Annotated in this window: 20 protein-coding genes; 12 read left to right on the forward strand and 8 right to left on the reverse strand. The window is 59.8% G+C overall.

Annotation, left to right across the window (positions count from 1 at the left end; translation table 11 throughout):
* Positions 1-375 precede the first annotated feature (375 nt).
* The 3 genes from gatB to gatC are packed head-to-tail and all read right to left on the reverse strand — an operon-like array spanning position 376 to position 3,661.
* The gene (gene gatB / locus EJ997_RS06590) at positions 376-1,866 is read right to left on the reverse strand and encodes an Asp-tRNA(Asn)/Glu-tRNA(Gln) amidotransferase subunit GatB (protein ID WP_126703853.1); all 1,491 of its coding nucleotides are present in this window, start codon (positions 1,864-1,866) and stop codon (positions 376-378) included.
* Positions 1,866-3,365 (reverse strand): Asp-tRNA(Asn)/Glu-tRNA(Gln) amidotransferase subunit GatA, encoded by a 1,500-nt coding sequence (gatA, locus tag EJ997_RS06595; protein WP_126703854.1) that lies wholly within the window; start codon positions 3,363-3,365, stop codon positions 1,866-1,868. The genes gatB and gatA overlap by 1 nt, the downstream gene beginning before the upstream one ends.
* A complete protein-coding gene (gene gatC, locus EJ997_RS06600; RefSeq protein ID WP_126703855.1) occupies positions 3,362-3,661 on the reverse strand; it encodes an Asp-tRNA(Asn)/Glu-tRNA(Gln) amidotransferase subunit GatC in 300 nt (99 codons plus the stop codon). Before gatC ends, gatA begins: the two co-directional genes overlap by 4 nt.
* A 271-nt stretch (positions 3,662-3,932) precedes the next feature.
* Here gatC and EJ997_RS06605 point away from each other — a divergent pair, with 271 nt between their 5' ends.
* Positions 3,933-5,192, forward strand: coding sequence for a phospholipase D-like domain-containing protein (locus tag EJ997_RS06605; protein WP_126703856.1), 1,260 nt, complete (start codon positions 3,933-3,935; stop codon positions 5,190-5,192).
* Between the two features lie 177 nt (positions 5,193-5,369).
* Here the strand turns inward: EJ997_RS06605 and ligA are convergent, their stop codons facing one another.
* Positions 5,370-7,748 (reverse strand): NAD-dependent DNA ligase LigA, encoded by a 2,379-nt coding sequence (ligA, locus tag EJ997_RS06610; RefSeq protein ID WP_126704976.1) that lies wholly within the window; start codon positions 7,746-7,748, stop codon positions 5,370-5,372.
* A 128-nt stretch (positions 7,749-7,876) separates the two neighbouring features.
* Here ligA and EJ997_RS06615 point away from each other — a divergent pair, with 128 nt between their 5' ends.
* A complete protein-coding gene (locus EJ997_RS06615; RefSeq protein ID WP_126703857.1) occupies positions 7,877-8,572 on the forward strand; it encodes an SOS response-associated peptidase in 696 nt (231 codons plus the stop codon).
* Positions 8,573-8,810: 238 nt separating this feature from the next.
* On the opposite strand, the gene EJ997_RS06620 is transcribed toward EJ997_RS06615, so the two are convergent.
* Complete coding sequence (locus tag EJ997_RS06620; RefSeq protein ID WP_126703858.1) at positions 8,811-9,206, reverse strand: hypothetical protein; 396 nt, start codon at positions 9,204-9,206, stop codon at positions 8,811-8,813.
* Between the two features lie 151 nt (positions 9,207-9,357).
* Here EJ997_RS06620 and EJ997_RS06625 point away from each other — a divergent pair, with 151 nt between their 5' ends.
* A complete protein-coding gene (locus tag EJ997_RS06625; RefSeq protein WP_126703859.1) occupies positions 9,358-9,606 on the forward strand; it encodes a WhiB family transcriptional regulator in 249 nt (82 codons plus the stop codon).
* A 270-nt stretch (positions 9,607-9,876) separates the two neighbouring features.
* On the opposite strand, the gene EJ997_RS06630 is transcribed toward EJ997_RS06625, so the two are convergent.
* Positions 9,877-11,301 (reverse strand): sensor histidine kinase, encoded by a 1,425-nt coding sequence (locus EJ997_RS06630; protein ID WP_126703860.1) that lies wholly within the window; start codon positions 11,299-11,301, stop codon positions 9,877-9,879.
* A gap of 52 nt (positions 11,302-11,353) precedes the next feature.
* Between EJ997_RS06630 and EJ997_RS06635 the strand changes: the two genes are divergently transcribed.
* From EJ997_RS06635 to EJ997_RS06675, 9 genes are all read left to right on the forward strand, one after another.
* Positions 11,354-11,842 (forward strand): DUF2505 domain-containing protein, encoded by a 489-nt coding sequence (locus tag EJ997_RS06635; RefSeq protein ID WP_164719853.1) that lies wholly within the window; start codon positions 11,354-11,356, stop codon positions 11,840-11,842.
* On the forward strand, positions 11,839-12,252 hold the full coding sequence (locus EJ997_RS06640; protein ID WP_126703862.1) for an OsmC family protein: 414 nt from the start codon (positions 11,839-11,841) through the stop codon (positions 12,250-12,252). The genes EJ997_RS06635 and EJ997_RS06640 overlap by 4 nt, the downstream gene beginning before the upstream one ends.
* A 474-nt stretch (positions 12,253-12,726) precedes the next feature.
* On the forward strand, positions 12,727-13,143 hold the full coding sequence (locus EJ997_RS06645; RefSeq protein WP_126703863.1) for an Hsp20/alpha crystallin family protein: 417 nt from the start codon (positions 12,727-12,729) through the stop codon (positions 13,141-13,143).
* Positions 13,144-13,394: 251 nt separating this feature from the next.
* Entirely contained in the window at positions 13,395-14,207 is an 813-nt protein-coding gene (locus EJ997_RS06650) for a thymidylate synthase (RefSeq protein ID WP_323052642.1), read from the forward strand.
* Positions 14,204-14,737 carry a dihydrofolate reductase gene (locus EJ997_RS06655; RefSeq protein ID WP_126703865.1) on the forward strand — a complete coding sequence of 178 codons (534 nt, stop codon included), beginning with the start codon at positions 14,204-14,206 and terminating at the stop codon, positions 14,735-14,737. Before EJ997_RS06650 ends, EJ997_RS06655 begins: the two co-directional genes overlap by 4 nt.
* 99 nt (positions 14,738-14,836) lie before the next feature.
* The gene (locus tag EJ997_RS06660; protein WP_228201410.1) at positions 14,837-15,598 is read left to right on the forward strand and encodes an ABC transporter ATP-binding protein; all 762 of its coding nucleotides are present in this window, start codon (positions 14,837-14,839) and stop codon (positions 15,596-15,598) included.
* 2 nt (positions 15,599-15,600) lie between these two features.
* A complete protein-coding gene (locus EJ997_RS06665) occupies positions 15,601-16,143 on the forward strand; it encodes an ABC transporter permease (RefSeq protein WP_126703866.1) in 543 nt (180 codons plus the stop codon).
* A gap of 9 nt (positions 16,144-16,152) precedes the next feature.
* Positions 16,153-18,129, forward strand: a complete 1,977-nt coding sequence (locus EJ997_RS06670; protein ID WP_126703867.1) for an ABC transporter permease — start codon at positions 16,153-16,155, stop codon at positions 18,127-18,129.
* A 237-nt stretch (positions 18,130-18,366) separates the two neighbouring features.
* Positions 18,367-19,038: an HD domain-containing protein gene (locus tag EJ997_RS06675; RefSeq protein WP_228201411.1), complete on the forward strand. Its 672-nt coding sequence runs from the start codon at positions 18,367-18,369 to the stop codon at positions 19,036-19,038.
* Positions 19,039-19,304: 266 nt separating this feature from the next.
* Here the strand turns inward: EJ997_RS06675 and pflA are convergent, their stop codons facing one another.
* Both pflA and pflB read right to left on the reverse strand, forming a co-directional pair.
* The gene (pflA, locus tag EJ997_RS06680; protein ID WP_126703869.1) at positions 19,305-20,174 is read right to left on the reverse strand and encodes a pyruvate formate-lyase-activating protein; all 870 of its coding nucleotides are present in this window, start codon (positions 20,172-20,174) and stop codon (positions 19,305-19,307) included.
* Positions 20,171-22,414 (reverse strand): formate C-acetyltransferase, encoded by a 2,244-nt coding sequence (gene pflB, locus EJ997_RS06685; protein ID WP_126703870.1) that lies wholly within the window; start codon positions 22,412-22,414, stop codon positions 20,171-20,173. The genes pflA and pflB overlap by 4 nt, the downstream gene beginning before the upstream one ends.
* Positions 22,415-22,494 lie beyond the last annotated feature (80 nt).

Raw genomic sequence — 22,494 nt, forward strand, 5'->3', positions numbered from 1 at the left:
CAAAAAATACAAAAAAACAATCAAAAAACGACACACTATTGAGATTCAAAACAAGCAACCCACAAACGTTCATCATCCGTTAAGACGACCCCCGCCGGAGCAACCTCTCCATCCTACCAACCCCACCAGGAAAATCAAGCCCAAACCATGTGATCCAAACCATCATCCCCCACCAGAACCCAAAGAACCAGAGGCATTCCCCCCGACCAACGCCGGAAGCAACCTCATAAATCTAGGCCCCCAACCAACCCACCGTCAAATTATTTTCGGGTGACCCTAGTTACTGATCTGAGTCACTCATTATTGAGGCCCTGTTTACTCCAGAACGTCAAGAACGGGGCCCCGATGGGACCCCGTTCTTGACATTGCTTTTGATTACTCGAAGCGCGACATGATGATCTCGCGGACCTTGCCAGCATCGGCCTGGCCGCGCGTCGTCTTCATGACTGCACCGACGAGAGCGCCGGCTGCCTGGACCTTGCCGCCGCGAATCTTTTCAACAACATCCGGGTTTGCTGCCATCGCATCGTCAACTGCCTTTTCTAGGGCAGAATCGTCGGAAACGATTTCGAGTCCACGCTTGGCAACAACTTCGGTGGGTGTTCCCTCTCCTGCCAGGGTGCCGTCAAGCGCCTGGCGGGCGAGCTTGTCGTTGAGCTTGCCGGACTGAACGAGTCCGTCGAGCTCGGCAACATCTGCTGGCGTGACGGGTGCCTGGTCGAGTTCGATTCCCTGCTCGTTGCAGTAGCGGGCGATGACACCGGTCCACCACTTGCGGGCGGCTGCCGGCGTTGCACCTGCCTTGACGGTGGCTTCCACAATGTCGAGCGCCTGAGCATTAACGAGGTCGCGTAGCTCGAGATTCGAGATCTCCCATTCCGCCTGAAGACGGCGGCGCTTGACGTTCGGCAGTTCTGGAAGGGACTGGCGGATATCTTCTACCCATTCCCTCGAGGGGGCGACGGGAACAAGGTCCGGCTCTGGGAAGTAACGGTAGTCGTCAGCATCCGACTTCTCACGACCGGAGGACGTGGAGCCATCCTCGTCGTGGAAGTGACGGGTTTCCTGTGTGATAGTGCCGCCGTCGGACAGGACCTTGCCCTGCCTCCTCATCTCGTACGTCACGGCCTGCTCGATAGCGGTGAAGGAGTTGACGTTCTTCGTTTCGGTACGGGTGCCGAGAGGCGACTCGGGAGTATCGCGAAGCGAGAGGTTGATGTCGGCGCGGACGTTACCCCTCTCCATCCTTGCTTCAGACACCTGAAGCGCACGGAAGATATCGCGCAACGTGCGAACGTATGCGGCCGCAACCTCGGGGGCGCGTCCCCCGGTGTTGGGGATGGGGCGGGTGACGATCTCGACCAAGGGAACGCCAGCACGGTTGTAGTCGACGAGGGAGTACTCGGCTCCCTGGATGCGACCGGATCCGCCGACGTGGCTGTTCTTGCCAGCGTCTTCTTCCATGTGCGCGCGCTCGATGTCGACGCGAACGACGGTTCCGTCTTCGAGCTCGACGTCGACCCAGCCGTCGAAGGCGATAGGCTCATCGGACTGGGAGGTCTGATAGTTCTTCGTCAGGTCCGGATAGAAGTAGTTCTTCCGGGCGAAGCGACACATCTCCGCAATGGAGCAATTGAGAGCGAGCCCTATTTTGATCGCGTATTCAACGGCCGTGCGGTTGACGACCGGGAGCGATCCCGGCATGCCCAGCGACGTGGGGGTCACGAGGGTGTTTGGTTCGTCGCCGAATGCGTTCGGCGCACCATCAAACATCTTGGTTTTCGTGCCGAGCTCCACGTGGACCTCAATGCCGAGGACCGGGTCGAAGCGCTCGACGACCTCGGAGAATTCAAGAAGTTCAGTCATCAGTTGTTCTCCCACTCCTTCGCGGGGCACGAGCCCGCAATCTCACCGGCGCTGGCTTCAACGGCAGCGGCAACTTCGTACATCAGATCATCCCGGTAGGCCGGGGCCAGGATCTGGAAGCCAACAGGCATTCCTTCGGAAAGCCCGCACGGAACAGACAGACCGGGTGTACCCGCAAGGTTCGCGGGGATTGTTGCCAGGTCGTTAAGGTACATCGCCATCGGGTCATCGATCTTCTCGCCGAACTTGAACGCCGTGGTCGGCGCGGTCGGGGTCACGAGAACGTCGACCTTCGAGAATGCTTCATCGAGATCCCGCTGGACAAGGGTGCGAACCTTCTGGGCCGCACCGTAGTAGGCGTCGTAGTTACCGGACGACAGCACGTGTGTGCCGAGAATAATGCGGCGCTTGACCTCAGCACCAAATCCCTGGCCACGGCTTTCTGCCATGACGCGCTCGGCGGTGACCGGACCGGTCTCGGGCTCCGCCCGAAGCCCGAACCTCATGCCATCGAAGCGTGCCATGTTGGAGGAGACCTCCGCCGGCATGATCAAGTAGTAGGCGGACAGCGCGTACTCGAACGAGGGCAGGGAGACGTTAACGACCTCCGCGCCGGCATCCTCAAGCCGCTTAACAGTCGCTTCAAATTCCGCCTCAACGCCGGGCTCGAAGCCATCTGCCGAAAGCTGCTCGACGATGCCGATCTTCAGGCCCTTGACCCTGTCCGCGCCCACCTGGGCAACAATGTCTTCAAAGGCGGGAACCTCGACATCGAGTGACGTCGAGTCAAGTTCGTCGTGCCCCGAGATAACCTCCTGCAGTGCGGCAGCATCGGCAACCGTGCGAGCAACGGGCCCAACCTGATCCAGCGATGAAGCCATGGCGATGAGGCCGTAGCGGGAGACGGCCCCGTAGGTGGGCTTCACGCCAACCGTTCCGGTGACGGAACCGGGCTGACGAATCGAGCCACCGGTGTCCGAACCGAGGGCGAGGGGAACCATGAACGCGGAGACGGCCGCGGCGCTACCGCCACCGGAGCCACCTGGGATCCTCTCCGTGTCCCACGGGTTCTTCGTGGAGCCGTAGGCGGAGAACTCGGTGGACGAACCCATCGCGAATTCATCCATGTTCGTCTTGCCGACGATCGGCATGCCGGCGTTCTTGATCTTCGTAATCACGGTGGCGTCGTAGGGAGGCAGCCAGCCTTCCAGCATCTTTGAACCGCACGTGGTTGGCATGCCGCGGATAACGAGGTTGTCCTTGATGGCGATGGGAATGCCGGCAAGGCGTCCCAGATTCTCCCCCGCCGCGCGCTTTTCGTCGACCTCGCGGGCCGTTGCGAGAGCACCTTCTTCGTCGACGTGCAGGAACGCATTAATCGTCGGGTTGTGCGCCTTGATCCGGTCCAGGCTGGCCCTGGTCAGTTCAACAGAGGTGATTTCTCCAGCCGCCATCATGTCGGCAAGTTGAAGAGCCGTCTTTGTCAGCAGTTCACTCATGCTTCCTCCCCCAGGATCTGCGGGACGAGGAACCGTCCGTCTTCGCTTGCCGGGGCCTGCGCGAGGAATTCCTCGCGGTCGAGGGTTTCGACAACCTCGTCCTCACGCATGACGTTCGTCAGCGGAATCGGGTGCGAGGTGGCGGGAACTTCGGGGGTTGCAACTTCGGAGACCCGCGCAACGGCATCGGCCACAGCGGCCAGTTCGCCAGCGAAACGCTCGATCTCCTCCTTGGACAGGGCTATGCGTGCGAGCGACGCCATGCGGGCGACCTCGTCAGTAGAAAAAGAGGACATGGGGTCAGTCTAATGCCCACAGCACTCCATCGTGATCCAACGTCCGAGAACGAGGCGAGCAACACGACCGACCACTTTCCCACCGCGCAGTTTCCCGCGACCATCTTCACGCTTCTTTAACCGGATGCGCGATTCCGTAACCTGACCGGACCCGTCTAACTTTCCGGCGGGATTCCGCGCAGAACGCTTCGGGGATTCAGTATCGCCCTCTTTTTCGGTCTACGGCCCGCTTGTAGGGACTGCGCCGTCGGCTTTCCGTACAATGCTTGACATGAAGAGATTCTCGATGCCGTCGGCCGAGCGCCTGTGGTCTGGCGCGAAGACGGCACTGGCCGTCACAGTGGGGCTTCAAATAACAGCTGTCGGCATTGTTACGGCAATCGATGAGCGCAGGAAACGCCGTGAACCTCCCACGGGCGAGTTTCCTCATTTCAAACCGAAGACCTCCGCGGTTACAAGCACCGAGGTGACAACCTATACGTTCGGGCACGACCTGTATGACGCGATGCTCGAAGACATTAATAATGCGACGGAGTCCGTCTACTTCGAGACCTATATCTGGAAGGCCGACGACATTGGCAAGCGGTTCCGTGAAGCCATCATCAACGCCGCCAAGCGAGGTGTTTCAACATACGTCATTGTTGACGTGTTCGGGAACCTCAATCAGGATCCCCGCTTCCGCCACTTCCCGAAAATAGACCACCTTCACGTGCTCCGCTTCCCGTTCCTGCACCCGGGTCGGTTCCTCGGCCTGATCCGCCACTCCGGGCTGGATCACCGCAAGCTCCTGATCGTTGACTCAAAGATCTCCTATATTGGCGGATACAACATCGGTCAGCTCTATGCCGATCACTGGCGTGATACTCACATCCGGCTCGAGGGCCCGCAGTCATGGGAGCTTGAGAACGCCTTTGTCGACATGTGGAACTCGCACCGTCCTCGGCGGGAGAAGCGCCTGACCGACAGGGGAACAACGGAGTGGAGCTCCCGACTGAGAGCAGTTCAGAACCTGCCCTCGAGGCTTTCCTACCCGATCCGTTCGATCTATCTGGACGCACTCGACCGCGCAGCGTCCCACGCGTGGATCACGATGGGTTACTTCATCCCTGACCGTGACCTTCAGGAAGCCCTGATCGCTGCCGCAGAGCGAGGCGTCGATGTCCGCGTTCTACTCCCGGAGTATTCAAACCACATTGTTGCTGACTGGGTGGGACGTCCCTCCTATGCGGCACTGCTCGATGCTGGGGTTCGTATCTTTCTCTTCCAGGGAGCCATGGTTCACTCCAAGACAATGACCGTGGACGGCAAGTGGTCAACGGTTGGTACGGCTAACATCGATGCACTGTCGATGCGCGGGAACTACGAGATCAACGTGGAGCTATATTCCGATTCCCACGCGAGCCTTATGGAAAAGATCTTCAAACTCGACCTAACAAATACCCGGGAACTCACGACCAAGGAATGGCAAAGCCGTCCGTTCCTCGCCCGAGTCCTCGAGCGTATCCTCCGTCCGCTCGGCATCATCCTTTAGCCAGCTTCAACAGCTGAGAACTCCGTCTTCCCTGTGGTTCTCGGACCATTCAGTTCTCAAATCTGAACATCTCGACCCTCCTCCCCAACCGAAGCAGGAGGGTCGAGGCATTCTGCCGATTCTCGCGGCAGGTCGGCGACCGGATCGAAGAGAAATTCCATCCAGCCGGTTCTTCACCTACTCGGCTAGGGCCTCCGGCCCGCCGGCAAGCAGTGCCGTGAACTCATCCTCATCGAGAATCCGCAGTCCAAGTTCTTCCGCCTTGGTGGCTTTCGATCCCGCGCTCTCACCAACTACGACATAGCTGGTGTTTTTGGAGACCGATGAGGAGGCCTTACCACCGCGTGCAATAATTGCTTCCTTCACGGAATCCCGCGTGTAATTCTCCAGGGATCCGGTGGCCACGATCGTGAGACCCGCCAGTGTTTGGGGCAACTCTTCAGCGGCCGCGTCTTCCCACACCACACCAGCGGCTCGCCACGACTCGACGATCTCGCGGTGCCAGTCGACCTCGAACCAGTCGCGAATTGATTCGGCGATTGTCTGGCCAACGCCATCGACAGTTGCAAGTTCTTCCGAGCTTGCTTCGGCTATCGCATCGAGGGAACCGAAGCGTGAAGCAAGGGTCCGCGCCGCCGTCGGGCCCACGTGCCGAATGGACAGGGCGACAATCTTGCGCCATAGGTCCTTCGACTTTGCCGTGTCAATTTCCCGCATGAGAGTCTCGGTTGTCTTCGAAGGAACCGATTTCTTCTTGACGTTGCCTTCCCTATCAACGGTCGGCTTTGTCCAGGCGGCACGTGCGTAGCGGTAGTCCCCAAGGAATTCTCCCTTGACGCGGTGCTCACTCCACACGAAGACGTTCTTCAGGTCCTCCGCCGTCAGGTCGAACAGGCCCGCTTCCTTTTCAAGTACCGGGTTCTGCTCTTTCGGGATCCCCAACGCTTCGAGTATTCCCGGATGGATTTGCCCGGGGGTAGGTTCACCGAACTCGGCAATCGCGTCCTTCGCAACTCTGGAGGAAAGCGAAACTTTTCTGCCATCAATTGTCAGGTTGTGGCCGGCAATCAGGGAGGCAATTGCGGCTTCCCTGCGAGCATCGGGATTGGTCAGCATAAGAGCTGTTTCGTCACCGAGCGCCTCGATATCAAGGGCACCGCGGGAGCCAACATGAGCAAGTCTCTCGGTGAGCTGGGCAGGGCACGACTTTGCGTTCGGGCAACGCCAGTCGGCCTCCCCTTCCTTGCTTGGCGCCAGCACCGAGCCGCAGGCCGGGCACTCGGCCGGCATAACCCATTCTTTTTCGTCTCCAGTGCGGAGCTGATAAACGGGGCCGACAACCTCGGGGATGATGTCACCCGCCTTGCGAAGGACAACGGTGTCACCGACCAGGACGCCCTTGCGAGCAACCTCGGAAGGATTGTGGAGGGTTGCCTGGGAGACGGTCGAGCCGTCGACCAGGACCGGCTCCATGATGGCGTAAGGAGTAGCGCGGCCGGTGCGGCCCACCTGAACACCGATTTCAAGAAGCTTCGTGTGCACCTCTTCGGGCGGGTACTTGTAGGCAAGCGCCCATCGGGGCACGCGGGACGTGTAGCCGAGTTCGCGCTGCATGGCACGGCTGGCAACCTTGATAACGGCACCGTCCATGCCGTGGATGAGATCACCGCGTCTGGTTCCCAGATCGTCAATAAAACCAAGGGCAGCATCGAGGCCCGTGACCGCCCGCGTGTAGGGAGATACCGGGATACCCCACCCTGCCATCCGCTCGTACACTTCAAGCTGGTTCTCTACCGGAGTGGTGGAGCCTTCCACAGCACCGATGCCGTGGGCGATGAAAGACAGTGGGCGCGACGCGGAGACCGCCGGATCCTTTTGGCGGAGGGAACCCGCCGCAGCATTGCGCGGATTTGCGAATGTTCGCAGGCCTTCTTCTTCCAGCCTCCGATTGAACACCGCAAAGTCTTCGAGCGGAATGAAGATTTCCCCGCGGATTTCAATAAGGTCCGGATATCCCTCACCGGTCAATTCCTGGGGAACCACGGAAATCGTGGCGACGTTCGCGGTAACATCCTCACCGGTTGTGCCATCCCCGCGGGTAGCGGCCTGAACGAGCCGGCCGTTCTCGTACCGGAGATTCACAGCGAGTCCGTCGATCTTGGCTTCGCAGACAACCTCAACATCGGAGGTCGCCATTCCTTCCTCCCGAGAGACTCGCTGGAACCAGGCTTTCACTTCGTCCCGGTCGAACGCGTCCTCGAGCGAGTACATGCGTTCCCGATGTACGACGGGTGAGAATGTTGCCGGGGAATCGGCGCCTTCTTCTCCGCGATCTCCTTCGTCAATAACCGCACCGACAACGCGGGTGGGTGAATCCTGGGTGTTGAGCTGAGGATAGAGTTCCTCAATCCCCCTCATTTCCCGAATGAGCTTGTCGTATTCGGCATCCGACAGCGGCGATTCGCCCATCTGGTCTTTGTAGTAGGCGGTCTGTGCGGGCCGGAGGATGTCAGCCAGTTCGTTCCAGCGCTCAGCGGCTTCGGAGAAGTCTTTCATGGTCACGCAGATAGCTTAGCGCGGCCACCTGCCAGGCGCGGGGCAAGAATTGGCGAACGAACCGGCCAAGGGACGTGTGGACGCGGTCGCACTGTTGTCGTATTCGCTACTCCATTAGGCTGTTTCACATGTGCGGACGCTATGCAACCTTTACTCGTCTTGATGAGCAGCCCGGCCTATTTGACCTCGATGTCATCACCGAGGACGTGGCGGCACGCCCGCAGAACTGGAATGTTGCCCCAACAACCGGTGTGCCGATCATTGTTGAACGGTACGACGACGGACTATCACGGGAAGCTCACCTGGCACACTGGGGTCTGCTCCCGCCGTGGGCGAAAGATAAGTCGTTCTCCGCGAAGATGATTAATGCGCGAAGCGAGACGGTTGCGGAGAAGAAGTCGTTCGCACCATCGCTGAAGAAACGTCGTTGCATTGTTCCGGCCGATGGCTATTACGAGTGGAAGAAGGTGGGGAGCGCAAAGCAGCCCTACTACATCTCGCGTACCGACGGTCAGCCCCTTGCCTTCGCTGGCCTCTACTCGTGGTGGAAGGACGGCGACGCCTGGCTGTTGTCAACAACAATCATCACGAAGGCCGCCGAACAACTGGCCGATATTCATGAACGCGTCCCGGTCATCCTTGACCAGGAGGACTTTTCAGACTGGCTCGATCCTCAGGAGGAAAACCCCGACGCGGCCCTCGAGATCATTTCCCACCCGAACCCCGATCTCAACGCCATTCCCGTCCGCAAGGACGTCGGCAAGGTCGGTGTGAACAGCCCCGAGAACATCGTCGAGATCCCAGCCGAGGACGTTATCGGCTAGTGCAGAACACGACCTCCGCCCATGACAATAACGTGACCGGTGAAGGCACCCGTCAAGGCACTCGAATAAAACGAGCCCGGGCGCATGGATATAGCCACCATGTGCCCGGGCCCGTGCAATAAAATTGATTCTCTCGACAGCGTCTGGCACCGAGCCCGACATGTCGGCCCACGGTGCCGAACCTGCGCAAAGCGCATAGTTCAACGTGCGCTTAGAAAGCCCTTTGTTCAACGCGCGCTTAGAAGCCATCACCGTCGGCAAACTGTCTGCGGCGGACGGCTATGAGGGCGATGCCAACGAGAACCGCGAAGAGAATGATCGCACCGAGGGCAGCAATGTTGAGGAAGTCGGTTGAGATTACGGCGCCGCCGATGAGGAGAACCTGGAGGGTGATGGCGGGGCCGGTGGCCCAGCGAACGTCTTTCCAGACGGCAATAGCGATGCCACCAAGCATGAGGCCGACGATCAGCATGAAGATGCCGAGGGTCGTTTCGCTACCGTCTTCGGTGACAACGGTTTCTCCCGACAAGCCCGAGACCAGCACTGTTATCGACCAGATGCACAAAACAAGCGCTTCGAGGCCCACCCCAATTGCCGCAATTGTCTCCGTACGCATCGACTTTCCATTGAGCATGTGCCAATAGTACCGTCACGACGCTGTGACTGAATGCACCGGTGTTGAACGTCAAAAAACTCTTTACCGTTCGCGATCCTCATGACAAGGTAATGAACTAGATGTTCATCCGGTGTTTACAGACGCCGGATCTTTAAGGAGACGATTATCTATGGATTGGCGCCACCGCGCGGCTTGCCTCACCGAGGACCCCGAGCTCTTCTTCCCGATTGGCAACTCGGGTCCAGCTCTCGCTCAGGTTGAGCAGGCCAAGGCCGTCTGCAACCGGTGCGAGGTGCGCGACACCTGCCTGAAGTGGGCTCTTGAAACCGGCCAGGATGCTGGTGTCTGGGGTGGCATGTCCGAAGAGGAGCGTCGCTCCCTCAAGCGTCGCAACGCCCGCGCTCGCCGCGCTTCCTAACGCAAAGCAATAGAGAAGTGGCGACCAGTTCAGCTGGTCGCCACTTCTCTATTGCTTTGATACCGAGCACTCACCCGCCCACACCAAGCTTGGCTCACAACTCGTACCTAAATGGAGCAGCGTCCCCCGCTTGATGGGATCGGAATTCTGCCACCGACGGGGATTAGATTCCTGGACTGCGTTCGAGCGTCACGGGTGTCCGGATCCAAATCCAGCCTGTCTCCAAACTGTGCAGGGCCTCGAAGCACTCGCGGACGGCGCCGGGTAGGCCTAGTCGCGACGACGCATTTGGGCGTGGATCTTGACGGTCGTGCCCCCCTCAGGCCTGGGATTCCACGAGATATCCCCAAGCAGGTCGGACTGGATCATTGTTTCAACGATCTGGGTACCCAGGCCACTGCCGCGTTCACCGTCCTTGATACCAACACCGTCATCGATGATTTGCACATCGAGCTGGTCCCCTTGGCGGTCGGCGGTGACGACAATGGAGCCGTCCCGCCCCTTGAAGCCGTGCTCGACGGCATTCGTGATGACCTCGTTGAGAACGACGGCAAGCGAAGTTGCTTCTTCGGCATGAACTTTTCCGAAGGATCCTTCGAACCGGGTGCTGACGTGCTGGCCGGTTGTGGCCACGCCGGCCGCGAGCCTCATAAGGCGGGCAAAGGTTTCATCGAATTCGACCTTGTCGGCACCCGTGGCGGCGAGTGCTTCGTGGACCATGGAGATGGTATAGATCCTGCGTTGAGCATCCTCAAGGTTCTGCTTTGCACCGGGATCCGATGCTCGTCGCGCCTGTAGCCGTAGCAGGGCCGAGACGGTTTGCAGATTGTTCTTAACCCGGTGGTTGATCTCCCGGATCATCGCATCCTTCGTCATGAGCTCGCGTTCAGAGCGCCTGATCTCCGTCACATCACGGCACATGAGGACAGCCCCTGCCCTCATACCGTTCTTTTTGAGTTGGATGGCGCGCAGGGAAAGAACAACTCCCCGCGATTCGATTTCGGTTGCCCAGGTACCTCTGCCGAGGATGACGACGGGAAGCATCTCATCAACATTGGAGCTGTACTCCATGATGTCGGTGACCTGCTCGGCCAGTACCTTCCCGGGGAGCCTGCCCCGCACACCGAGCCGGTGGAATGCTGACAGAGCATTCGGGGAGGCATAGAGAACGACTCCCTCCGCATCCATGTGGATAAGGCCGTCGGAGGCGCGCGGCGTTCCATGTCGGAACGAAGACGGTGCAGCATCCGCCGGGAAGTCCCCGCGGGACACCATGTGGAGCAGGCTTTCCACGATCTCGTGGTAGTTCTTCTGCACCGCGTCCGGCATCCTATCCGTCCGATCATCGGCGACGACTACCAGGACACCGATAGTCTTCCCGGACGGCACGCGAATCGGGACCATCGTGAAACGCAGGTGATCCACACCCGTTCTGAGGATCTCGCCGGTCTCGAAGGACTTGCGGACGGCACGCTCGATGCTGTCGGAAACACTATCGCCCACGACGTCTTCACCCTCGATGGTCCCGGCCGTGGCTGGCCGACAATGCGAGGCTATGAGGAACGTGTCGTCCTTCGTGTGAAGCGCGATGAAGAGGTCTGAGAAGGAAATATCGGCAAGCGGATGCCAGTCACCGACGAGGTGGTGGATATGCTCGACACCCTCAGCGTCGAGGGTACCTGCCTGATTTATCATGTTGGAGAGCGTTGGCACACTGCCAGCCTATCCCGTCGCGACAGGAGAACATATGCATCTCGAACGGACCATCTCATTTTCCGCCGATCTCGTATCCGTTCAAAGGGTGCTGATCTCCGAAGAACTCGCCCGCGCGCGCACCGAAGCAGGCGACCTTGACGCACCCCAGCACACCGTAACGAACGCAGAAACTGCGCCACAGGCAGTCACGGTTGTCACGGTCCCCGCCGCGAAGCTTCCCGATAAGTTCCGCCGCCTGATCAACCGCGATGTCATCGCAACGATCACCCAGACCTGGGACGGCACGGGCCCGGACGTTGCGAGGGCCGACTTCACGGTCGACGTAGGATCCCTCCCCGTCACGGTCTCCCTCACCCAGACGCTGACCGCCAACGGCGATTCCACCTCCTGCACGTACTCTGGCGAAGTGAAGGTCAACATGCCTTTTGTCGGTGCCAAGATCGAGAAGATCGCCGCCTCGAAGATCGATGGCATTCTCGAGGGTGACCAGAAGCTCGTCAACGCCATCCTGGCATCATGAAAGCCGTGCGGACAGGGGTCCGCGAATGGATAGCAACGAACGACCGCGGCGCGATCGTTAAGATCGGTGACCCCGAAGCACCGGAGGTCTTCTCCCCCGGAGAACTCCTCCAGCTCGCAGGTGCTACCTGTGTTGGTCTCTCAATGGATCACCGGCTCACCTACGAACTCGGAGACGACGTCCACGTCGTGCTCGATGTCGAACCGGAACGCATGGAAGAAGAGAACCGCTACTCGGCTATCAAAACCGTCTTCTCCCTCGACCTGTCGGGCCTCAGCGAGGACGAACTCGTTGCCTTAAAGAAGAAGGTTGACGGAGCGGTCGAACGCAACTGCACCGTGGGACGCACCCTCGAAGCGTCCGCCGAGAACACCTACGAATTCAGGGACACGAGCAACTCTTCCGCGTAAGTGGTGCCTTCTAGTCGCACGTCATGAATCGGTAGTATCGGGATCCCAACCGGGGTCCCGATACGTTTGCCACGGGACGACCAAACCCACCCAACAGAATAGCTAGCTTCTAATAGCTCGGTTCTTCCGCTTGCCCGGTGACTCTCACGATTTCCGAATGCTTATCCCGGCCCATCACCGGCAACGCCGGGCGCGGGTCCGGGACTCACATTAGGAATCCCCAGGGCAACTTCAGATTGAAAGCTTCACGCATTCCTCAACAGGCGGTGGAGCAGACCTTCATCTCACCTTTCCTGGCGGACTCGCGGAGTACAGGAATTGAGCCAATCCAGCACATGCAGTTCACCTTGAGCGAAGGGCGCTCAACTTTATTTGACTCTTATTGAATCTAGTTCGATACTTATATCAGTCGGTCCGAGAGCCTGGTCAGAGGTAAGGAACAGGTGGAGGACCCTGAGAGAAAAGAGTGACATAATGGCAAAGCGAAACGATCCCTTCCACGACCTTGAGCGCATGTTCTCCTCGAGCTTTACGCGCCCGTCCGTCCCCGGTATGCCGATGGACCTGATCCGCACCGGTGACGAGTACGTGGCCGAGCTGGACCTGCCCGGCGTGGACCCCTCAACAATCGATATCGACATTGATGACCGCACCCTGACGATCCGCGCCGAGCGGAAGGCACGGGAGGGCGAGATCGAGTGGCTCTCCAAGGAGCGCCCGACGGGTACCTTCGCCCGCCAGCTCACCCTTGGCTACGGCGTCGCAGTCGACAAGATCGATGCCAACTACACCGACGGTGTTCTCACCCTGACCTTCCCGGTCGCCGATGAGGCCAAGCCCCGCAAGATCGCAGTGAACGCGAACAGCGAAAGCAAGACCATCGACGCGTAGTTGGCCCGCGCCGCGAGCGCACCAGCTAGTACACACAGCCAGAAAAGGGCTGGGACAGCGAGTATTCGCCGTTCCGGCCCTTTTCTGCACCCTCCCCTATCCGCACCGACCGCCCACCAGATCGAAAGCCAAGCGCACATTGTCGCGCCGAGTCGGTCGGGCTGGGTCGCCGGGTTGACGGCAGCGGGGTGCCCACTGGGGCTACTGCATTCGATGAGTATTGACACGGTTCCCTCTCTGAGCTCGCTCGCCTGTCCTACACTGGTGGGGTGAATACGGCCTATGAAGATTTGCTCCGCCACGTTCTGGAGAACGGTAATCGCAAGACGGACCGCACCGGGACGGGAACCCGTTCGGTGTTCGGTCACCAGATGAGGTTTGACCTGTCCGAGGGTTTCCCGCGGATCACGACGAAGTTCGTCGCGATGAAGGCGGTTAAGGGCGAGCTGCTTTGGTTCCTTCGCGGGGATACAAACATTGGTTGGCTGACGGAACGTGGCATCACGATCTGGGATGAGTGGGCCGATGAAAAGGGCGAGCTTGGTCCCGTTTACGGCTACCAGTGGCGATCGTGGCCCACCCCTGATGGTCAGCATATTGATCAGATCCAGCGAGTTATTGACCAGATCCGTAACACTCCCGATTCGCGCCGGATCCTCGTGTCCGCGTGGAATGTGGCTGACCTGGATGAGATGGCTCTGCAGCCGTGCCACACGATGTTCCAGTTCTATGTTGCTGACGGGAAGCTGTCCTGCCAGCTGTATCAGCGTAGCGCCGACCTGTTCCTGGGCGTTCCGTTCAACATTGCATCCTACGCTCTGCTGACTCACATGGTGGCTCAGCAGACGGGTCTTGAGGTTGGCGAGTTCATTTGGACCGGGGGCGACTGCCATATTTACGACAACCACATCGAGCAGGTCAAGGAGCAGCTCTCGCGAGAGCCGTTCCCCTTCCCCACCCTGAACTTGAAGAAAGCTCCGTCGATCTTTGAGTACGACATGGACGACATTTTCACGGAGGGCTACGAGCACCATCCGTCAATTAAGGCACCGGTGGCCGTATGAGTCTCGTCGCTATTTGGGCCCAGGCACACGACCGGGCGATCGGCAGGGATGGCACGATGGCCTGGCACCTGCCCGAGGACCTTGTTCACTTCAAGCGGCTGACCACGGGCCATCCCGTGATCATGGGCAGGCGCACGTACGAGTCCCTTGAGGAGAAGTATCGTCCGCTCCCCGGGCGGCGCAACATAGTCGTGACGCGCACGCGCCGACTGTTCCCCGGATGCGATGTTGTTTCTTCCCTGGAAGAGGCCCAGCAACTGGTTGGTGATCAGCTCGCTTGGGTCATGGGTGGCGCACAGATTTACGAGGCATCGATCCCCCTTCTCGACGGGATTGTTGTGACCGATATCGACATCACCGTCGAGGGCGCAGACGCCTTCGCTCCCCCTCTTCCCGTCACGGGCTGGGATATTGTCAGCGCCGACCCGGACCGGGGCTGGCACACCGCAAAAAACGGGATGAAGTACCGCTTTACGGCACTTTCCCGGCGCGGTTCATCACCTTGGGAGACCGATCCCCTGAGTGAATAGGGGCCGTCTCAGTGGTATTTCAAGGTCAATCCTTATTCTTCCGGTTACTTTTCTCTGTTTGACCGAAAACGTTGAAAGACAGTGAACCGAGGAGACCTCGTGTCGACGTCCGCGTTCACTACCACCCTTGCCCCGATCGACCAGTCGGTCATCAACGTACGTAATCTTGAGAAGACCTTTGGGCGCGGTAGCACCATCGTTCCCGCCCTCCGGGGAATCGACCTCGACATCGGTCGCGGTGAACTGACAGCGATTATGGACCCCTCAGGGTCCGGCAAGTCCACCCTCATGCACAGCATTGTTGGCCTCGAGGGAGCCACCGCCGGCACCGTAACGATTGACGGCAAAGAGGTGACGTCAATGAAGGAGCCGGAGCTGACGAAGCTCCGGCGTGACCGCATCGGGTTTGTCTTCCAGCCTTTAAACCTTGTGCTCACGCTCAACGCACGCGAGAACATTCTCCTACCCGCAACGATCGCCGGCAGGAAGATCGACCAAAAGCGGTTCGATCACGTTGTTGACACGGTCGGCCTTGCCGATCGTCTCGAGCACCGGCCAACCGAGTTGTCCGGTGGTCAGCAGCAGCGCGTCGCGTGTGCGCGTGCCATGGTTGGCTCCCCGGACGTGGTCTTGGCCGATGAGCCGACCGGTAACCTCGACTCGGAAGCAACCTCACAGATCCTGTCGTTCCTTCGCAAGTCCGTTGATGAGCTCGGCCAGACGGTCGTCATGGTCACTCACGAACCGGACGCCGCGGCCTGGGCGGACAGGGTGATCATGCTTCGCGACGGCCAGATCTTGGGCGAGCTTCGCAACCCGACGCGCGACAGCGCCCTGGATGCTCTGCGGGACGGTCGGTAGTCATGTGGCAAGTAACGATGCGCGGAAGCCGCGCGCAGCTTGGCCGATTCTTCCTCACGGCACTGGCCGTTATGCTCGGCATCGCCTTCCTGTCCGGCACCCTCGCCTTCCGCGACGTGCTCGGGGAGACATTCGATAACCTCACCGAGGGCACCATCACCGATAACCTGACGGTTCGCGGTGAAGAGCTCAACACGAGTGATGCTACGCAGGTGGGGAACGCTCCCAGCGACATCACGGTCGCCGACGAGATTCACGACATCGAGGGCGTCTCCGGCGCCTATCCTTCCTTCGCGGGCAACGCAATCGTCTTCGATGCGGAAGGACAGCCAGCGAACTTCGCTCAGGCACCCGCACTGGCCTTTGGGTGGATGGAAGCAATCGACACGGGGACTGTCACGGACTGCCGCGGGCACGCGTCCCAGAACGAGATCGCTCTCGAGGAGAGCACCTCCGAGCGCTTCAACCTGTGGGTGGGTGACGAAACGGTTCTTCTCATCAACGGCAATCCGATGGACGTGGAGGTTGTCGGTATTGTCTCCTAAGGAACATCGGTGGCGGCCACCTCCGTCACCGTGATCGACACTGGACTCGCCCAGGAGTCGTTCAGTCCCGGCGGAACCGTTTCTGAGATGACCGTCGTGCTCGAAGACGGTGCCGACCCGGACGCGGCCCGGGACAATGTCAGCGACGTCCTCGGCGGTGACTTCACTGTCCTGACGGCGGACGAGGTGTGGGTGGAGACCCAGGAGCCGATCTCGTCGATCCTGGACATGGTCAACACCTTCCTCCTGATCTTCGTCTTTCTGGCCCTCGGTATCGGCATTTTCATCATCGCGAATACGTTCCGGATCTCGGTTCGTCAGCGCCAAAAGGAGTTCGTCCTGCTGGGTGCCGTTGGCGCGGCACCCAGCCAGGTCTTCGTCGTTGTCTTCGTCCAGGCCATCATCATCAGGCTCATCGGCTCCCTCGTTGGCGTCATTGCCGGTCAGGGCCTGATCCTCCTCATCAGGTGGGGGCTCGAGGCCTGGGGTATGCCACTCGATGCCGACCTCATCATGACCCCGTCGATCATCATCACCTCGATCATCATCGGTGTGATCGTCACCGTAATCGCGGCCCTCAGGCCGGCACGGTCGGCGGCTCTCACTCCCCCGATCGAAGCCATGAGGGAAACCTCGGGAGCTGCCGAGAAACCCCTCACGGTACGCACAATCATCGGCGGCACCATCGTTGCCCTGGGCGTTGTGGCCTTCGCGGCGGGCGCCCTGCGTGCCATGGATCCCGCAGGGACCCTGCTCGGGGTGGGAGCCCTCTTCATCATCGTTGGCCTCATCGTCATGACGCCGACCCTGGTCGGGCCCGCCGTGGCGGTCCTCGGGTGGCCGTTCCGCAGAATCTCCCCGATCCTCGGCAAGGTCGCCTCCGAATCGACGAAGGCCAGCCCGCGAAAGACCGCGTCAACGGCCTCCGCCCTCATGATCGGTGTCGCCCTCGTCGCCACGGGAGCAACCCTTGCCACGTCGATGAAGGCATCCCGGTCCGACATCACCGACTCAGCCATCCAGGCAGACCTCGTCTCCATGACGAACCTGCCGATCTCCGATCCTTCAGTCGGTGTGGAACGTATGGAGCAGGTGGACGGTGTTGCGTCGGTCGACACGTCGGTTGACACTGGTCGTGCCATGATCCCGGGCGAGAAGCCGGCCCCGGCCTACGTGGTTTCCATGTCCGACTATGCGGTGGATGCTTTGGCCCTCGTGTTCGTCGAGGGTGACATGACTGCGTTCACGGACGGCAACCTCGCCATCCACGAGAGCTTCGCGGACTCGCAGGACGTTGGCCTTGGCGATACGATCAGCCTGCACGGAGCAGATGGTGCCCCGGTCGAATTCGAGATCGGCGCGATTGTCTCCACGGAGATCATCATGACGGAGATGTACGTCTCGGAAGACGTGTTCAGCACCCTGCAGCTCGACGGCATCAACACCGCCGTGATCCTCATCGACGTCGCAGACGGCTACGACATCACGGAGGTCAAGGAAGAGGTCATTGCTTCCGTTGATGACCTGTACCTGTACCAGATCTTCGACAAGGACGACCTTGCCGGCATGATCGGTCAGAGCATCGACATGGTTCTCACCATGCTCTACGCCCTCCTCGGGCTGTCGATCGTTATCGCGGCCCTCGGCATCGTCAACACCCTGTCCCTGTCGGTTGCCGATAGGACGCGCGAGATCGGACTGCTACGAGCAATCGGCCTGTCAAAGAGTGGGGTGCGCGGCTCCATCGTCATCGAGTCGATCATCGTTTCTGTTCTCGGCGCCGCCATCGGCATCGTCGTTGGTGTCCCGGTCGCCATTGGTCTCACGACCTACCTCGCCGATGATGCTGATGCGATCTTCGCGATCCCGTGGGGCACCCTCGGCATCATTCTGCTCCTCGCCATCATCGTCGTAGCACTCGCTTCGATCCTGCCGGCACGGCGAGCAGCACGACTCGACGTCCTCGAGGCCATCGCTACGGAATAGGGTAACTCAGCCAGAGTGAAACAACCGGTGCTGTGGTAGTTCCCCACCATTGAAGATCCACCACAGTTGACGGCAAGATCGGTGCGGTCGCGGGTTATCCTGCGCCGCACCCCTGGGCAGTACCGATAGGCCGGCGCAAACGCGGAAGCATTAGGTCGGCAAGAATTCAGGAGCAGTATGTCGCTGGAAGCAAAATGTCGGGCACTCCTGCAGGTGGGTCGCATCTATACTTGCTTCGTGACTTCTCCGTATTTCGAGCCAGCACGCCAGGCATTGCACGATCACCTGTTTGGTCTTCCCCTCAACCGGGAGCAGGTCCTTTACCGCTACGAGCATTGCCTGAGAGTCGCCCACATTGGACGCGTTGTCGCCGAACGGGAAGGCATGGATCCTGACATTCTTGAGCTCGCCTGCCTCCTGCACGACATCGGCAAGTTTGATGCAACGGTTCCCGTTGATCACGGCAGGGCGGGAGCAATCCTCGCTCGGCCCATCCTTGAGGAGCTCGGGCTTGAGGAGACACGGATAACGGAAATCTGCCAGGGCATTGCGATGCATACGGATGGGAAATGGAACTACGATCCCGAATCACCGGATTTCCCGGGCCATGACCTGTTCGATCACGCGCCGTCGCTTCTTGCTCGTTCGGTTGGCGACTGCGATAACGTCGACCGCTACTCGCTCCTACGTATTCACGGGACGATGAACTGGGTCAGGTTCTCCGAGAAAACAGCAACCGAAGCCCTCATCTGGATCGATGAATATCAGACCATCCTGGCACGCGAACGCGAATACCTTTGCTCCACGCAGTCAGCGCAGGAGCTGTGGACTCGTTCCCTCGACGACCACGAGAAATACTTCACGCGGCTAGCCGAGCAGCTAAGACCGGGAGTATCACGCTCACGGTAGTGCGCTGGTCCTGCAGGAGCCGTGGGAAGTGGCTCATCATCATGCGCCTCTTCGTAGGTCATTGTGTTGTTGGGGCTTTGCGCGTCATGACATCTGCCGATGTTCGACGAGCGGATAGGTTTTGAGATGCGAAGGGCCGGTCTTCCTACCCCGGGAAAAGTAGAAGGACCGGCCTTCGTGCCATTGGTGTATGGCAGGGCTCGTGAGGTGACGAATCTCAGGAGCAGGATCTTTAGTTATATGTCCGGCGGCACTGGGCCATCGGTCTAGTAGACGAGGGAAACGCCGAGATCGCGGAAGCGCTGGCGCACCCTGTCCGCTTCCTCGTTCGAGGGCGGTTCGACGTCATCGAGTCGGTACGGGATTCCGATGGTCTCCCACTTATCTCTTCCCATCTGGTGAAAGGGTAGAACTTCAAGGCGGGAAACGTTCGGCCACCGGGTAATGATCTTCGCGACTGCGTCGATATTCTCGGGCGCGTCCGTCCATCCTGGTACCAGGACGAAGCGTATCCAGATTTCCTTTCCGAGTTTGGCGAGACGGTCACCGAAATCGATGGTGGGTTGGAGTTCGCGACCGGTCAGGTCCCGATAGGTTTCGGGGATTCCTGATTTGACGTCGAGAAGGACAAGATCGAGGTCGGCCAGGTCCTTGTCGAGCATGTAGTGCCCGAGGTTACCTGACGTGTCGATTGCCGTGTGAATGTCGTGCTTCTTGGCTTCACGAAGAATGTTCTTGAGGAACGCGGGCTGCATCATCGGCTCTCCGCCGGAGATGGTCAGCCCTCCCTTGCTTGCCTTGAAGATTCCGCGGTAGCGCAGAACCCTTTTCATCACGCTCTCAACGGTGACGGGTTCGCCGTCTTTCATTTTGAGCGTGTCAGGGTTATGGCAGTAGAGGCATCGGAGCGGGCACCCGGCCAGAAACAGAGTCATCCGTGAGCCGGGGCCGTCCACGGCCGTGACGAGCTCCCACGAGTGAACGGAACCTACTCTGCCTTCGCGTACCGCCTGGAGGTGCGCTGAACGGTCGAGTTCCGGTGCGGGGTCGAGGCCGTCAATGCCGGATCCGGCCACCCGGGGCACCTCGATGTCGAGGGCCTCGGGTGCGGCCATACCAGTGACGCCGTCGGTCATACGCGCTCGTGGAACGTGCGGGAGATGACGTCGAGCTGCTGCTCGCGGGTCAGGCGCACGAAGTTCACGGCGTATCCGGAGACGCGGATCGTGAGCTGCGGGTACTTCTGCGGGTTCTCCATGGCGTCGTACAGCGTGTCGCGGTTGAGCACGTTGATGTTGACGTGGAACCCTTCGGCTCCCATGTAGGAGTCAAGAAGTCCGACAAGGTTCTGGACCTGCTCAGGAAGGTCACGTCCAAGGCCGGACGGAACAACCGTGTTGGTCAGGGAGATGCCGTCCTGGGCTTCCGAGTAGGGAAGCTTGGCGACCGAGAGGGCCGAGGCCAGCATGCCGTGGGTGTCGCGACCGTTCATCGGGTTTGCACCCGGCGCAAACGGCTCACCCTTGCGGCGACCGTCCGGGGTGTTGCCGGTGTGCTTGCCGTAGACCACGTTCGAGGTGATGGTCAGGACCGACTGGGTGTGTAGCGAGTTGCGGTACGTGGGGAGCTTACGGATCTTCTCCATGAAGCTACGAACGAGCGCAACAGCGATCTCGTCGACGCGGTCGTCATCGTTACCGAACGTCGGGAAGTCACCCTCGGTCTCGTAGTCGACAACGAGGCCGTCTTCATTGCGGATCGGCTTGACCTTGGCGTATTTGATGGCGGACAGCGAGTCGGCCGCAACGGAGAGACCGGCAATACCGCAGGCCATGGTGCGCAGGATGTTTGCGTCGTGCAGTGCCATCTCGATGCGTTCGTAGGCGTACTTGTCATGCATGTAGTGAATGCAGTTGAGGGCATCCACGTAGGTCTGGGCAAGCCAGTCCATCATGACGTCAAGCTTCTGAAGAACGTCGTCGTAGTCGAGAACGTCGCCTTCCACCGCCGGCATCTCGGGAGCAACCTGAACGCCCGAGCCCTCGTCCTTACCGCCGTTAATGGCGTACAGGAGGGTCTTGGCAAGGTTGACGCGGGCGCCGAAGAACTGCATCTGCTTGCCGATGGCCATGGCGGACACGCAGCAGGCAATGCCGGCGTCGTCACCCCAGCTGTCCTTGATGAGCTCATCGGACTCGTACTGAATCGCAGAGGTCTCGATCGAGGTGCGAGCACAGAAAGCCTTGAAGCCCTCGGGGAGCTTGTCCGACCAGAGAACCGTGAGGTTCGGCTCGGGAGCCGGGCCCAGGTTGTGCAGGGTCTGGAGGAAACGGAACGAGTTCTTCGTGACGAGCGTCCGGCCGTCGTTACCCATGCCGCCGATCGACTCGGTCACCCAGGTAGGGTCGCCCGAGAACAGCTCATCGTATTCGGGGGTGCGGAGGAAGCGGACGATGCGTAGCTTGATGACGAAGTCATCAATGATTTCCTGGGCCTCGGTTTCGTCAATGAGGCCAGCCTCAAGATCGCGCTGGAAGTAGATGTCGAGGAAGGTCGAGGTACGGCCAAGCGACATAGCGGCGCCGTTCTGTTCCTTCACCGCAGCCAGGTAGGCGAAATACAGCCACTGGACCGCTTCCTTCGCGGTCCTCGCGGGCTGGGAGATGTCGAAGCCGTAGGACTGTGCCATTTCCTTGAGCTCACCGAGTGCGCGGATCTGCTCCGCGAGTTCCTCGCGGTCGCGGATAACATCCTCGACCGAACGCTCGTTATCGAGAGCGGCCTTCTCGGCCTTCTTGGCTTCAATCAGGTAGTCGACGCCATAGAGCGCCACGCGACGGTAGTCGCCGATGATGCGGCCACGGCCGTAGGCGTCCGGCAGGCCGGTCACGATGTGGGAGGAACGAGCCTTGCGAACATCCGGCGGGTACACATCGAAGACACCCTGGTTGTGTGTCTTGCGGTGAGTGGTGAAGACTTCCTTCAGGAGCGGGTCAACCTCGTAGCCGTAGGTCTTGAGAGCACCCTCAACCATGCGCCACCCGCCGTAGGGCATGATGGCGCGCTTGAGAGGAGCATCGGTCTGAAGGCCAACGATGACCTCGTTGCCCTCATCAATGTAGCCGGGTTCGTGAGCGGTGATCGTCGAGGGCGTCTTGGCGTCAACGTCGTATACGCCGCGTTCGCGCTCCTCGGGGAACATGTCGGAAAGGATTTCCCAAATCTTCAGTGTGCGTTCGGTCGGCCCAGCAAGGAAGGAGTCATCTCCCTCGAAAGGCGTGTAGTTCTTTTGGATGAAGTCACGAACATCGACATGCTCAATCCAGGCTCCGGTTTCGAATCCTTGCCATGCCTTAGTTTCGTTAATAATGCTCATTGCATTCCTTCCCGGAGGGTGGGTCACACCCTGTCACACTGGGCGGGTCACGCCCTTTTTGTTGGTATTTTAAGACTAGG

The organism is Flaviflexus ciconiae, from assembly GCF_003971195.1.
Classification (GTDB): Bacteria; Actinomycetota; Actinomycetes; order Actinomycetales; family Actinomycetaceae; genus Flaviflexus; species Flaviflexus ciconiae.

Bases quoted from the DNA above. Each gene is read 5' to 3' on its own strand.
- gatB (WP_126703853.1), bottom strand. From the start codon at position 1,866: ATGACTGAACTTCTTGAATTCTCCGAGGTCGTCGAGCGCTTCGACCCG.
- gatA (WP_126703854.1), bottom strand. From the start codon at position 3,365: ATGAGTGAACTGCTGACAAAGACGGCTCTTCAACTTGCCGACATGATG.
- gatC (WP_126703855.1), bottom strand. From the start codon at position 3,661: ATGTCCTCTTTTTCTACTGACGAGGTCGCCCGCATGGCGTCGCTCGCA.
- EJ997_RS06605 (WP_126703856.1), top strand. From the start codon at position 3,933: ATGAAGAGATTCTCGATGCCGTCGGCCGAGCGCCTGTGGTCTGGCGCG.
- ligA (WP_126704976.1), bottom strand. From the start codon at position 7,748: ATGAAAGACTTCTCCGAAGCCGCTGAGCGCTGGAACGAACTGGCTGAC.
- EJ997_RS06615 (WP_126703857.1), top strand. From the start codon at position 7,877: ATGTGCGGACGCTATGCAACCTTTACTCGTCTTGATGAGCAGCCCGGC.
- EJ997_RS06620 (WP_126703858.1), bottom strand. From the start codon at position 9,206: ATGCTCAATGGAAAGTCGATGCGTACGGAGACAATTGCGGCAATTGGG.
- EJ997_RS06625 (WP_126703859.1), top strand. From the start codon at position 9,358: ATGGATTGGCGCCACCGCGCGGCTTGCCTCACCGAGGACCCCGAGCTC.
- EJ997_RS06630 (WP_126703860.1), bottom strand. From the start codon at position 11,301: ATGATAAATCAGGCAGGTACCCTCGACGCTGAGGGTGTCGAGCATATC.
- EJ997_RS06635 (WP_164719853.1), top strand. From the start codon at position 11,354: ATGCATCTCGAACGGACCATCTCATTTTCCGCCGATCTCGTATCCGTT.
- EJ997_RS06640 (WP_126703862.1), top strand. From the start codon at position 11,839: ATGAAAGCCGTGCGGACAGGGGTCCGCGAATGGATAGCAACGAACGAC.
- EJ997_RS06645 (WP_126703863.1), top strand. From the start codon at position 12,727: ATGGCAAAGCGAAACGATCCCTTCCACGACCTTGAGCGCATGTTCTCC.
- EJ997_RS06655 (WP_126703865.1), top strand. From the start codon at position 14,204: ATGAGTCTCGTCGCTATTTGGGCCCAGGCACACGACCGGGCGATCGGC.
- EJ997_RS06665 (WP_126703866.1), top strand. From the start codon at position 15,601: ATGTGGCAAGTAACGATGCGCGGAAGCCGCGCGCAGCTTGGCCGATTC.
- pflA (WP_126703869.1), bottom strand. From the start codon at position 20,174: ATGACCGACGGCGTCACTGGTATGGCCGCACCCGAGGCCCTCGACATC.
- pflB (WP_126703870.1), bottom strand. From the start codon at position 22,414: ATGAGCATTATTAACGAAACTAAGGCATGGCAAGGATTCGAAACCGGA.